The following is a 12,432-nucleotide window of genomic DNA, read 5'->3' as shown; positions in this document are numbered from 1 at the left end:
AGGGAGACCAGGCTCCAGCAGGAGATCGCGGCCGCCGAGGAGGGCCCCTCCGCGAGGCCGAGGCCGGGCAGCAGTCCGCCCCTGGCCCGAGGCGTCCGCCGCCGCCGAGTCCCGGCGGCAGGAGCAGCAGGAGTCCGGCGGGTCCGGCAGCTCGTCCGAGCCCTCGGACGGCACCGCCGAGCCCTCCGACGGTGGGTCCGCCCCGCCCTCCGGTGACGAGCTGGGCCTGGGGGACCCGCAGGTCCTGCGCCCGGAGTTCACGGAGCAGGAGCTCGCCGAGTCCCTGCCGCCGTCCGTGCTGGGCGAGGACATCGCCCTGCTCGGCGACTCCGTGGCCCTGTCCTCCGCCACCGAGCTGCTCAAGCAGATGCCGGGCATCCGCATCGAGGCCGAGGTCGGCCACCAGCTCTGGGACGCCGCGGACCAGGTCGAGGAGATGGAGGCCAAGGGCGAGCTGCGGCCCATCACCGTGGTGGCCCTCGGCACCAACGGCGCCACCAAGGACTCGGACTGGGACCGCATCCTCGACTCCCTCGGCGAGGACCGCCTGCTGGTGGTGGTGATCCCGCACGGCCCGCCGGAGTGGGTCCCGGGCGTCCAGGAGCAGATGACGAAGCTGTCCGAGGCGCACCGCGAGCAGGTGGTGGTGGCCGACTGGGACGCCGCCTCGAAGTACGTGCGCGAGTTCGCCCCGGACAAGGTGCACCCGCGCCAGAACGGGCAGCAGGTGTTCGCCCAGCTGATCCGCCGCACCATCGACGAGCGCCTGGGCGTGGACACCGCCGAGCGCTGAGGTCCGCAGAGCGGCCGCCTCCGACCGGTCTATCCGGCCGCTCTGCGGACCGCAGCGCCACTGCAGCCCGCATCACCGCCGCTGCGGAGGAAGCCCGGGCACATGCGAACGGCCCCTCACCTGCGAAGGTGAGGGGCTGTCGTCGTGAAGCCCTCGGTGAGGACTCAGGCCGGTGAGGGCCTGAAGGCGGGTCAGCGCTCGATGTCACCGCGGATGAAGGCCTCCACGAGCTCGTGTGCCTCCTCGTCGTGGTGCTGCACCGGCGGGGACTTCATGAAGTAGGAGGAGGCCGAGAGGATCGGGCCGCCCACGCCGCGGTCCAGGGCGATCTTCGCGGCGCGCACGGCGTCGATGATCACGCCGGCCGAGTTCGGGGAGTCCCAGACCTCGAGCTTGTACTCCAGGGACACCGGGGCGTCGCCGAAGTTGCGGCCCTCCAGGCGTACGAATGCCCACTTGCGGTCGTCCAGCCAGGCCACGTAGTCCGACGGGCCGATGTGCACGTCCTTCTCGCCCAGCTGCGCCTTCGTGTTGGAGGTGACGGCCTGGGTCTTCGAGATCTTCTTAGACTCCAGGCGCTCGCGCTCGAGCATGTTCTTGAAGTCCATGTTGCCGCCCACGTTCAGCTGGTAGGTGCGGTCCAGGGTGACGCCGCGGTCCTCGAACAGCTTGGCCATCACGCGGTGGGTGATGGTGGCGCCGATCTGGGACTTGATGTCGTCGCCCACGATCGGCACGCCGGCCTCGGTGAACCTGTCCGCCCACTCCTTGGTGCCGGCGATGAACACCGGCAGGGCGTTGACGAAGGCGACCTTCGCGTCGATCGCGGCCTGCGCGTAGAACCTGTCCGCCTCCTCGGAGCCCACCGGCAGGTAGGAGACGAGCACGTCCACCTTCGCGTCCTTGAGCGCCTGGGCCACGTCCACGGGCTCCTCGGCGGACTCCTCGATGGTCTCCTTGTAGTACTTGCCGAGGCCGTCCAGGGTGGGGCCGCGCAGCACCTTCACGCCGGTGTGCGGGACGTCGGCGATCTTGATGGTGTTGTTCTCCGAGGCCAGGATCGCCTCGGAGATGTCCAGGCCGACCTTCGCCGCATCCACGTCGAACGCGGCCACGAACTCCAGGTCGGACACGTGGTAGTCGCCGAACTGGACGTGCATCAGGCCCGGGACGGTGTCCTCGGGCTTGGCGTCCTTGTAGTACTCGACGCCCTGGATCAGGGACGTCGCGCAGTTGCCGAGCCCGGCGATCGCGACGCGGATGGGGTTCTTTGCCACTTCTTCTCCTCGAGGTCTCCCCGGGCACACGTGCAGGCGGGCACGCCACGAGGGGCGTACCTGGTTCCCAGGGGTTTTGAGCTTGTGTGCAGTTTACGCCCGCCGCGCGTGGGGGCGGGTCCGGTGACCGGGGCGGTTCCTAGGATGGTGGGCATGACCTCTGAGCCCTCGAAGGCCCCGCGGCCCGCCCGTGCACGCCGTCCTGTGCCGCGCCGAGCCGCCGCGCCGCAGGATTCGGGCAGTGCGGAGCCGGGCGGCTCCTTCGCCATGAGCGGACAGGAGCGGGGGTCTGCCGTGAGCGCGGTCACCCGTGCGGCGGAGCCGGAGGCCACGACGACGGCACGCACCTGCGGTGCGTACCTCGCCGAGGAGTGTGGTCGGGCGAGCGGATCTGCCGGGACCGACCGTGCCCGGGTCGGCGACCGAGTCGACGTCGGGACGGCTGCGGGCGGCGGCGAGGGTCGGTTCTCCCTGCCGGGGCGGCCTGGCCGCCAACGGCTGGGGCCGGGGCACCGGAGCGTGGGCGTCCCCGGTGGCGCTGACCGCGCTGCTGGTGGGGCTGGCCGCTGTGGCGACCGTGCTGCAGAAGGCCCCCTGCCTGGTGCGCGGCTGGGGCGCCCCGAACGTGTACCTGGCCGGCTGCTACTCGGACTGGGCGGCGCTCTACGGCGGGCGCGGGTTCGCGGACAACGCGTGGGCGCCGTTCGCGGCCGGCTCGAACTTCGAGTACCCGGTGCTGATGAGCCTGGTGGCCTCCGTGGCCGCGCAGATCACCCAGTGGGTGCCGGACGGCGGCAACGAGACCCTCGCGTTCTGGCTGGTCAACGGCGTGTTCGTGGTGGGGCTGTGGGCCGCGACCGCGGTGCTGACGGTGCGGATGGCCGGGCGCCGCTGGTGGGACGGCCTCATGGTGGCCGTGGCCCCGGGCATGATCCTGGCGGGCACCATCAACTGGGACATGTGGGCGGTGGCCCTCATGGCCTGGGGCATGTACGTGTGGGCCCGCTCCAAACCGGGCTGGGCCGGCGTGCTGTTCGGGCTCGGGGCGGCCATGAAGATCTACCCGCTGCTGATCCTCGGGCCCCTGCTGATCCTGGCGGTGCGGTCGCGGAGGTTCGGGCCGTTCCTCAAGGTACTGGCCGGCACCGTGGGTGCGTGGCTGGCGGTGAACCTGCCGCTGATGCTGACCAACGTCGAGGCGTGGAAGGTGTTCTTCACCTTCTCCTCCGAGCGCGGTCCGGGCCTGTCCAGCGTGTGGCACGCCTGGGACGTGATGGCCCCGGACCTCGGGGGCCGGTACATCCCGGAGGAGTCGCTGTCCCTGGTGGTCTACGGGGTGTTCGCCGTGTGGTGCGCGGCGGTGTTCCTGCTGGGCGTGCTGGCGAAGCACCCACCGCGGCTGGCGCAGCTGACGTTCCTGGTGGTGGCCGGCTTCGTGCTGACGAACAAGGTGTACTCGCCGCAGTTCGTGATCTGGCTGATCCCGCTGATGGCCCTGGCCCTGCCGCGCTGGAAGGACTTCTGGGTGTGGCAGGTGATCGAGGCCCTGCACTTCTTCGCCGTGTGGATGTACCTGGCCAAGGGGTCCTCCGGCTCCGAGCCGCAGCACTCCCTGGACGACTCCGTGTACGTGCTGGCGATCCTCGCGCACATGGTGGCCGTCCTCTGGCTGTGCGGCCGCGTGGTGGTGGAGATGTTCGCCCCGCGGCACGACCTGGTGCGGCAGTCGGCTGGCGGCGGTGGTGGCCTGGAGGGTGCGGCTCTGAATGCCACCGGCCGCGACGGTGCCGGACCGTCTGCTCCGGGGGCTGCGTCGACTCGCGTGGACCTGGACGCCGACCCGCTGGCCGGCGCTCTCCACGACGCCCCGCGGCGCTGAGCGCGGGCGCCCCGCCGGACCATCGACGGTTTGTCATGGGATCGCAGAGAATCTCGTCGATCCGGTGACCGATCGTCGGTCCTGCCGTTGCCGGTGCCGGATCGCTCAGGCGAAGTCCCAGCGGTGCACCGGGCAGCCGGGGTCGGGTTCGACGCCGCTCTGCTCGACATCGTCGTCGCCGCCCCGGGCCGGGACCACTCCCGCCTGCGTGGCCGGGTCCACTCCCGCCTGCGAACGGGCACCGGGGCAGTCGCAGCGGGCACCCGAGGCGAGGGTCGCCGCCTTCATCTGCTCACGCCAGATCGCGTTGGGGTCGTCCTGCTCATCGGCCCGCACGGGGACATTCCGCTCCGGGGCGTCGGCATCGGCGTGCGGGTGGCCCACGGCGTCCCGATCCCGGGTGAATCCCATGCGCACGATCCACCAGCCGGCCAGGGTCCAGCCGATCATCAGGGCCACTCCCACGGCCACCACGATCCAGATCTGCGCGTCCATCCCGGGACTGCTCCTCGCTCTCGCACCCTCACACCGGCCACTGCGCCGACGGCACCACCGTATCCGCGGCGCCCACCTTCGCCCCGACCTCCATCCTCACCGCCTCCCCGCGCCGCCCCTGCGCCTGTGTGCACGGTCACGGTACGGTCGAAGCATGACCGAGACCTCCGCCACCCCCGCAGCCCCGGGCGAAATGCCCGCGCACATCCAGGACCTGGCCGACTTCGTCCGTGCCTCGCCCTCCAGCTACCACGCCGCTCAGGAGGTGGCGCGTCGCCTCGAGGCCGTCGGGTTCACCCGCCTGGACGAGCACCGGGACTTCCCGTCGGCCCCCGGTGGCTACGTCGTGGTCCGGGACGGCGCCGCCATGGCCTGGGTCATCCCGACGACGGCCGCCGCCTCCGCCTCGTCCGCCACCTCCTCGTCGTCCTCCTCCGGTGAGGCCGCGGACCAGGGCGACGCGAAGGACGGCGGCGAGGGCGCCGACGTCGTGCCGGTGTTCCGCATCATGGGCACCCACACGGACTCCCCGGGCTTCAAGCTGAAGCCGAACCACTCCACCGTCACCGCGGACGGCTGGGCGCAGGCCGGCGTGGAGGTCTACGGCGGGCCGCTGCTGAACTCGTGGCTGGACCGTGAGCTGCGGTTCGCCGGCCGCCTCGCGCTCGCCGACGGCCGGCAGGTGCTGGCCGCCACCGGCCCGCTCGGCCGCATCCCGCAGCTGGCCATCCACCTGGACCGCCAGGTCAACGAGGGCCTGCAGCTGCAGCGCCAGAAGCACATGCACCCGGTCGTCGGCGCGTCCTCCCTGGAGCGCGACCCGCACGAGAACCCGCTGCAGGCCCGCCTCTCCGCGGACGTGCTGTCCGTGCTGGCCGAGGCCGCCGGCGTGGAGCGTGACGCGATCACGGGCCATGACGTGATGGTCGCCGACGCCCAGGCCCCCGGCCTGTTCGGCGCGCACGGCGAGTTCCTGGCCTCCGGTCGCCTGGACAACCTGGCCTCCACCCACGCCGGCCTGGTTGCGCTGGAGCGCCTGGCCGGGGAATCCGCCTCTGCCGGCACCACGGTGGAGTACGCGGGCGTGGTGGCGGACGGCATCGCCGGCGAGGCCGCCGGGCCCCGGTCATCCCGATGCTCGCCGCCTTCGACCACGAGGAGCTCGGCTCGGCCTCTCGTTCCGGCGCCGCAGGCCCGATCCTCGAGGAGATGGTCTCCCGCATCCAGACCGCCCTCGGCGTCCAGGGGCAGGCCCGTGTTCGCTCGATCCACGGCTCCTGGCTGCTCTCCGCGGACACCGGCCACCTGGTGCACCCGAACTACGCCGAGCGCCACGACCCGTCCAACCACCCGCGCGTGAACCAGGGCATGCTGCTGAAGATCAACGCGAACCAGCGCTACGCCACGGACGCCGGCGGCGAGGCCGCGTTCGCGCGCTGGTCCGGGGTGGCCGGGGTGCCGTTCCAGGAGTTCGTCTCCAACAACGACTCCCCGTGCGGCTCCACCATCGGCCCGATCTCCGCCACGCGTCTGGGGATCCGCACCGTGGACGTGGGCATCGGCCTGCTGTCCATGCACTCGGCCCGCGAGATGTGCGGTGTGGAGGACATCGCGCACATGGGGAGGACCGTGGACGCGTTCTACTCCGGCGTCTGAGCCGTCAGTCCCGGCGCGGCGCCATCCGCGGCAGGTCCTTCTTGGGCTCCGGCCGCCCGGCCAGCACCTTCACGGTGTTGAGGTTCCGGGCCGTGCCGGAGCGGCCGAGGATCCGCTCGATCCGCGGCAGGGTCAGCCTGGAGGAGCGGGTGTCCACGGCGTAGCGGATCCAGACGCCGCGGCCGGTCACCAGGCAGCGATCCTCCCCGAAGTCCTCCGACTCAAGGCGGGCGGCGTCCTCCGGGTCCGGTGCGGAGTCCAGGAGGACCAGGTGCGCCTGACGGGGGAGGAAGCGGCCGTCTGTGACCTCCTTGGCGGTGGGTGCCAGGTCACTGGCCTCCCAGGCGTCCAGCAGGGAGGCGATCTCCGCGGCGGTCGCCTCGTGCACGGGGGTCTCCACGTCCAGGCGGGCGAGGATCAGGCGGGCGAGCATCTGTGCGACCTCGGCCGCGGGGTGCCGTTCGCCGATGCGGCACAGCACGTTCCCGGAGTTCAGGTGGACGGTGGCGTCCTGGGCGCCGGCCTCGGCCGCGAGCTCGGCCAGCTCGGCCTTGGGCACGCGGTTGCGTCCGCCCACGTTGACGCCGCGCAGCAGCAGCACGTGGGTGTGGTCGGGGTGCTCGGTGCGGTCCATGGGTCCTCCTTCGTCCGTCCGTTGGCCTACGGCGTCGGTCCTTGCCGACGACGGCCGCCCGCCGTCGCGTGCATTCTCGTCTGTGCGTCTGTGATCAGTCTCGCCCTGAAGTCCTGGCGGCCGCGATGGTAGGGTGGCGCAGGTTGTCTGTGTGCCGCCGAAGAGTGCGGGTCCACACGCGGACGACGAGCACAGAACCTCCTGCCACGGAGAGACCGTGGCCGCAAGCCCAGAGGAGGTGGGTTCGCATGCGTGCTTATGAGCTGATGGTGCTGATCGACCCTGAGGTCGACGAGCGCACCGTGGAGCCGACCCTCAAGAAGTACCTTGAGGTCATCACCAAGGACGGCGGCACCGTCGACAACGTCGACGTGTGGGGTCGCCGCAAGATGGCCTACGAGATCCAGAAGAAGTCCGAGGCCATCTACGTGGTCGTCAACTTCACCTCGGAGCCGGCCACGTCCCAGGAGCTCGACCGACTGCTGTCGATCAACGAGACCATCCTGCGCACGAAGATCATCCGCCCGGAGGAGCAGAAGGTCACCGCCGAGTGACCTACCGCGTCCGGGTGGCCTGAGAGCATCGGACACACACCCCGGTTCCCCCGGGAGCCGGAATCGACGCTGATCCATCGCGAACACAGGAGAGACCATGGCCGGAGAGACCGTCATCACCGTGGTCGGCAACCTGACTGCCGACCCTGAGCTGCGCTTCACCCCGAGCGGCGCGGCCGTCGCCAACTTCACCGTTGCCTCGACGCCGCGCACGTTCGACCGCCAGGCGAACGAGTGGAAGGACGGGGAGACCCTGTTCCTGCGCTGCTCGATCTGGCGTGAGGCTGCGGAGAACGTGGCGGAGTCCCTGACCAAGGGCATGCGCGTCGTCGCGCAGGGCCGTCTGAAGGCCCGCTCCTTCCAGGACCGTGACGGCAACAACCGCACCTCCTGGGAGATGGACGTGGACGAAGTCGGCCCGTCGCTGCGCTACGCCACCGCCAAGGTGACCCGTTCGCAGCGCGGTGGCGGCGGAGGCGGCTTCGGCGGCCAGCAGGGCGGCGGCAACGCCGCTCCGCAGCAGGACCCGTGGTCCGGCGGTGGCGGCGGCGGAGGCTGGGACACCCCGTCCTCCAACGAGCCCCCGTTCTGATCCGCCGCGTCCGGCATGGACGCATCCTCTCAGGACATCTGACCGTCCGGGCCCGTGTGCCCGGAGGTCGGCACTGAACCGCCGGCCCAACTCCCCGCCTCGCGGCGCCGTTGCGAGGCACCCCCGCCACCGGCCCGTGACACGGCCGGAGGCGTTCCATCCCGCAGAACCGTTCTGCGGGCTCCACCAGACACAAGGAGCACCACGATGGCAAAGGCTGACATCCGTAAGCCCAAACCGAAGTCCAACCCGCTGAAGGCCGCCGGCGTCACTGTCGTCGACTACAAGGACGTCGCCCTCCTGCGCAAGTTCATCTCCGACCGCGGCAAGATCCGCGCTCGCCGTGTGACCGGCGTGACCGTCCAGGAGCAGCGCAAGATCGCCCAGGCCATCAAGAACGCCCGTGAGGTCGCCCTGCTGCCTTACGCCGGCGCCGCCGCGGCTGATCGAGCGAGTCGAGAGAGGAAGTACACCAGATGGCAAAGCTCATCCTGACCCACGAGGTGACTGGTCTCGGCGCTGCCGGTGACGTGGTCGAGGTCAAGAACGGTTACGCCCGCAACTACCTGCTCCCGCGCGGTTTCGCCACCGTGTGGACCAAGGGCGGGGAGAAGCAGGTCGACCAGATCAAGGCCGCCCGCGCCGCCCGCGCCGTGGCGAACCTTGAGGAGGCCCAGGCCCTGGCCGCCAAGCTGCAGGACACCACCGTGCAGCTCGAGCGCACCGCCGGTGCCGAGGGTCGCCTGTTCGGCGCCGTGAAGCAGGCCGACATCGCCGAGGCCATCGAGGCCGCCGGCGTCGGCTCCGTGGACAAGCGCTCCATCACCATCCCGCAGGCCATCAAGGCCGTGGGGCACCACACGGCGCAGGTGCGCCTGCACGAGGACGTCGTCGCCGACGTCGAGGTGCAGGTCCTGGCCGCCAAGACGAAGAAGAAGTGATCATCCGCTTCTGATCCGTCACCGGTGATGTGACCGTCAGTCGGAGGGCCCCGGCAGACACCGCGAGGTGTGTGCCGGGGCCCTCTGCCGTGCCCGGGTGTCCGGACCGCGTCTCCTGTCGGCCGGCACTGACCCGCCGCCCCTCCCACGCTGGGCAGCGACCCGCCACCCCCACGCCTACTGGTGAGGACATACCCTCTCAACGCCCGGATCACGACCCTGAGCGGGTGTGTTCTCGCCCATTCGTGGAGGGAGCCTGTTCCGGGGGCCGCGTCCCAGGACGGAGGTTCTCCCGCCGTCATGTCCGGGGCCGCGTCCGGGAGGCAGGAGCAGAATGCTCGGAGCAGGGTTCTCTCCAGGGCGTGGTCGCACACTGCGCCGCGTCGCTCCCCTGAGCCCTTCCCTGTGCACCTGCCCGCGCACCGCCGCGCACACCCCCGAGCTCCGAGAGGAGACGACCCATGACCGCATCCGCCCCGACGCCCGCGGCCGCCCCGACGCCCGCGGCCGCCCGGCCGCCGCTGTGGACCCGTGACTTCGTGCTGGTCTCGGTCGGCTACCTGTTCGTCTCGATGATCTTCTACCTGCTGATGACGTCGATGGCGCTGTACGCGGTGGAGCGGTTCGGCGCCTCGGACACGCTGGCGGGGGTGGTCACCGGCTCGTTCGTGCTGGGTGCGGTGGTGACGCGCATCGTGACGCCGCCGGCCATGGAGGCATGGGGCCGCCGCCGCTCGATGGTCGTGGCGATGGTCGTGTACGTCCTGTCCTCGGCCGCCTACCTCATCGCGTTCTCGGCGCCGCTGCTGATCGGTGTCCGCTTCGTGCAGGGCATGTGCTTCGGCGCCGGGGCCACGGTGCTGGCCACGGCCGTGCAGTCCATCATCCCGCCGTCGCGCCGGGCCGAGGGCACCGGCTGGTTCTCCACGGCCATGACGGCCTCGAGCGCCGTCGGCCCGATGACCGCGATCCTTGTGGTGGACCGCTTCGGCTACCAGTGGCTGTTCGTGACGGCCACGGTGATCACGCTGGGCTCACTGGCCTGCGGGCTCGCGCTGAAGCGGATCCCGGAACCGGAGCCCACGGGCCGTTTCGTGCTGACGCCGGCGCGCGTGTTCGCCCCGGAGGCGGCCCCGATCTCGGTGATCACGGCGGCGGCGGGCATGCTCTACGGCGGCGGCGTCCTGGCGTTCCTGGCCGGGTATGCGCAGGACATGGGCGTCGGTGCGGGGGTGACGAGCGTGTTCTTCCTGCTCTTCGCGCTGGGGACGGTGCTGGGCCGCTTCGTCCTGGGGCCGCTGCAGGACCGCCGGGGCGACAACGTGCTCGCGTTCCCGGTGCTGGGCAGCTATGCGGCCGCGTTCGTGCTGCTGTCCCAGTGGCAGACCGCCCCGGGTCTGCTGGTGAGCGGGCTGCTGTTCGGGCTGAGCCACGGGCCGCTGATCAGCGGGTTCCAGACCGTGGCGGTGCAGTCGGTGCCGCCGGTGAAGTTCGGCGTGGCCACCGGCACCTACTTCCTGCTGCTGGACATCGCCACCGGGCTCGGCCCGATCGTGGTGGGTGCCGTGGCCGCAGGGATCGGGCTGAGCACCGCGTACCTGCTCTCCGCCGCGGTCATGGCCTCGCTGATGCTCTACTACTGGCTGGTCCATGGCCGCATGCCGGCGGCCCGCAGGCCCTCCGCCTGAGGGCGCCGGGCCCGTGCTGTGCGGGTGGGGGCTGTCCGCCCCTCCGTCCCGACGACGGCCGCCTGGCTGCGCGCCCCGGCTCGCCCTCTTGGTGGCCCACCTTCGGCGTCCTCCCGGGAACTTCCCCGTCAACGAGGGGTTCCCTCCGTCCTCGGGATCGCTCCATGATGACGGGATGCGGCGCCGCACCGATCCGCGGCGCCTGGAGTGCGCGGGCCAGACGCGAGGCCCGTGTGGAAGGAGGACAGCCATGGCTGCCACGGACGAGACCACCACGAACGCCCCGTTGCTGGACCCCACCGGCGCGCCGATCGCGAGCCCGTACATGGAGGACCGGTACGACCACGTGATCGTGGGCGGCGGCATGGCCGCGGTGAAGGCCGTGGAGGGCATCCGCGAGGTGTCCCCGGAGGGGACCGTCGCGGTGGTCAGCGAGGACGTCTCGGCGCCCGTCTACCGTCCGGACCTGTCCAAGACGCTGTGGTCGGACGAGGACGCCACCGTGCAGGGCTCGGCCCTGGTGACCACGGACGAGAAGGAGCCGGCTGCCCCGGACGTGGACACTCACTACCTGCTGGGCGTGGAGGTCTCGGACCTGGACCCTGAGGCCCACACCCTGGTGATCGCGGACAAGACCGTCTCCTACGGCTCCCTGCTCCTGGCCACGGGCTCGGAGCCGATCACCGGGGACACCCAGGTGGGCGCCCGCGTGCACACCTACCGCACCGCCTCGGACTTCCGCCGACTGCACGGGGCCGTGCACAAGTCGGACCGCGTGGTCGTGGTCGGCGGCGGGTACATCGGCACCGAGCTCGCCGCGGCCCTGACCGGCGTGGGCGCCCAGGTGACGCTGGTGTCCCCGCGGCTGCCGCTGCTGTCCCACATGCTCCCGGAGGAGCTGGCCGAGGCCGTGCAGAAGGACTACGAGGAGCGCGGCGTGACCCTGGTGGAGGGCCGCTACGCCTCGGTCACCGAGTCCGAGCACGTGGCCGAGCCCACCGAGGAGGACATCCCGCAGGATCCGGAGCCGGCGAAGGACGAGGACGCGGAGGACGACGATGCCGCCGCCGAGGCCGAGGAGCAGCCGGAGGAGGAGAACGTCTCCCGCCCGTCGGACTACGGTCTGCGGGCCCCGGGCGTGCTCACCGTGACGCTGGAGGACGGTACCGAGCTCAACGCGGACCGCCTGGTCCTGGCCCTCGGCGTGGAGCCGCGCACCGAGCTCGCCGAGTTCGCCGGCCTCACCGTGGAGGACGGCGTGGTGGTGGACGAGCACCTGCAGACCTCCGCGCCGGACGTCTACGCCGCCGGTGACATCGCCCGCTACCCGGACGCCCTGCTGGGTGCGCGCCGTGTGGAGCACGCGGACGCCGCGGAGACCCAGGGCCTGGCGGCGGGCAGGGCGATGGCCGGCAAGGCCGAGGCCTACACCCACACCCCGTTCTTCTGGGGCGACCTGTTCGAGGCCGGCTACGAGGCGATCGGCGAGATCACCACGGAGCACACCACCGTGGTGGACCTGGCCGAGGACGAGTCCGGGAAGCCGGACCCCTCTACGGCGGTCGTCTACTACGTGGACGGCGGCACCGTCCGCGGCGTCCTGCTCTGGAACGTCTGGGACTCCGTCCCGAAGGCCGAGGAGCTGATGAGGCAGACCAAGGACAGCCCGGTGGCGGATCCGGAGCAGCTGAAGGGCCGCATCCCGCTCGGCTGACCCGCCCCTGACAGCCCCTGACGAGGGGGCTTCCCGACGACGGCCACGCACCCTGCCAGGGTGCGTGGCCGTCGTCGTGCCGGTGGCTCTCCGGACGGAGAGCGGAGGGGCGCACCCGGGCCGAGTGTAGAGTCCCGCCGCGCCGATCCGACGCCTGCGTCGCCCCGCAGCCCTGCTGACCGCCGTCGCCCTCGTGGGCGGCAGCGCAG

11 protein-coding genes and 1 pseudogene are annotated in these 12,432 nt (G+C 71.5%); 9 read left to right on the top strand and 3 right to left on the bottom strand.

The features are described 5' to 3' along the window. A partial coding sequence (locus tag AC2W7A_RS04085) for an SGNH/GDSL hydrolase family protein (RefSeq protein ID WP_485990241.1) occupies positions 1-793 on the top strand: 793 nt, incomplete at its 5' end. A gap of 191 nt (positions 794-984) precedes the next feature. Here the strand turns inward: AC2W7A_RS04085 and AC2W7A_RS04080 are convergent. After that, positions 985-2,070 carry an inositol-3-phosphate synthase gene (locus AC2W7A_RS04080; protein ID WP_485990240.1) on the bottom strand — a complete coding sequence of 362 codons (1,086 nt, stop codon included), beginning with the start codon at positions 2,068-2,070 and terminating at the stop codon, positions 985-987. A gap of 532 nt (positions 2,071-2,602) precedes the next feature. Here AC2W7A_RS04080 and AC2W7A_RS04075 point away from each other — a divergent pair. Further along, positions 2,603-3,949 (top strand): glycosyltransferase family 87 protein, encoded by a 1,347-nt coding sequence (locus tag AC2W7A_RS04075; RefSeq protein ID WP_485990239.1) that lies wholly within the window; start codon positions 2,603-2,605, stop codon positions 3,947-3,949. Between the two features lie 105 nt (positions 3,950-4,054). On the opposite strand, the gene AC2W7A_RS04070 is transcribed toward AC2W7A_RS04075, so the two are convergent. Next, the gene (locus tag AC2W7A_RS04070) at positions 4,055-4,444 is read right to left on the bottom strand and encodes a hypothetical protein (protein ID WP_485990238.1); all 390 of its coding nucleotides are present in this window, start codon (positions 4,442-4,444) and stop codon (positions 4,055-4,057) included. Positions 4,445-4,598: 154 nt separating this feature from the next. Here AC2W7A_RS04070 and AC2W7A_RS04065 point away from each other — a divergent pair. Beyond that, positions 4,599-6,100, top strand: a pseudogene (locus AC2W7A_RS04065) (M18 family aminopeptidase). A 4-nt stretch (positions 6,101-6,104) separates the two neighbouring features. Here the strand turns inward: AC2W7A_RS04065 and AC2W7A_RS04060 are convergent. Then, positions 6,105-6,734, bottom strand: a complete 630-nt coding sequence (locus AC2W7A_RS04060) for a DUF1697 domain-containing protein (RefSeq protein ID WP_485990237.1) — start codon at positions 6,732-6,734, stop codon at positions 6,105-6,107. A gap of 248 nt (positions 6,735-6,982) precedes the next feature. On the opposite strand from AC2W7A_RS04060, the gene rpsF reads away from it, so the two are divergent. The 6 genes from rpsF to AC2W7A_RS04030 all read left to right on the top strand — a co-directional run bounded on the left by rpsF (position 6,983) and on the right by AC2W7A_RS04030 (position 12,223). After that, positions 6,983-7,288 carry a 30S ribosomal protein S6 gene (gene rpsF / locus AC2W7A_RS04055; protein WP_485990236.1) on the top strand — a complete coding sequence of 102 codons (306 nt, stop codon included), beginning with the start codon at positions 6,983-6,985 and terminating at the stop codon, positions 7,286-7,288. 97 nt (positions 7,289-7,385) lie between these two features. Next, positions 7,386-7,880, top strand: coding sequence for a single-stranded DNA-binding protein (locus AC2W7A_RS04050; protein ID WP_485990234.1), 495 nt, complete (start codon positions 7,386-7,388; stop codon positions 7,878-7,880). A gap of 207 nt (positions 7,881-8,087) precedes the next feature. After that, positions 8,088-8,375 carry a 30S ribosomal protein S18 gene (gene rpsR / locus AC2W7A_RS04045; protein ID WP_485990233.1) on the top strand — a complete coding sequence of 96 codons (288 nt, stop codon included), beginning with the start codon at positions 8,088-8,090 and terminating at the stop codon, positions 8,373-8,375. Then, positions 8,357-8,821 (top strand): 50S ribosomal protein L9, encoded by a 465-nt coding sequence (gene rplI, locus AC2W7A_RS04040; protein ID WP_485990232.1) that lies wholly within the window; start codon positions 8,357-8,359, stop codon positions 8,819-8,821. Before rpsR ends, rplI begins: the two co-directional genes overlap by 19 nt. Before the next feature lie 461 nt (positions 8,822-9,282). Then, positions 9,283-10,509, top strand: a complete 1,227-nt coding sequence (locus AC2W7A_RS04035) for an MFS transporter (RefSeq protein WP_485990231.1) — start codon at positions 9,283-9,285, stop codon at positions 10,507-10,509. A 250-nt stretch (positions 10,510-10,759) separates the two neighbouring features. Then, positions 10,760-12,223, top strand: a complete 1,464-nt coding sequence (locus AC2W7A_RS04030; RefSeq protein ID WP_485990230.1) for an NAD(P)/FAD-dependent oxidoreductase — start codon at positions 10,760-10,762, stop codon at positions 12,221-12,223. The last annotated feature ends 209 nt before the right edge of the window (positions 12,224-12,432 follow it).

Source organism: Micrococcus sp. LASM2_SD2 (assembly GCF_057364565.1).
Note: the sequence above shows the minus strand (reverse complement) of the source record. Positions and strands in the feature narration are given on the sequence as shown.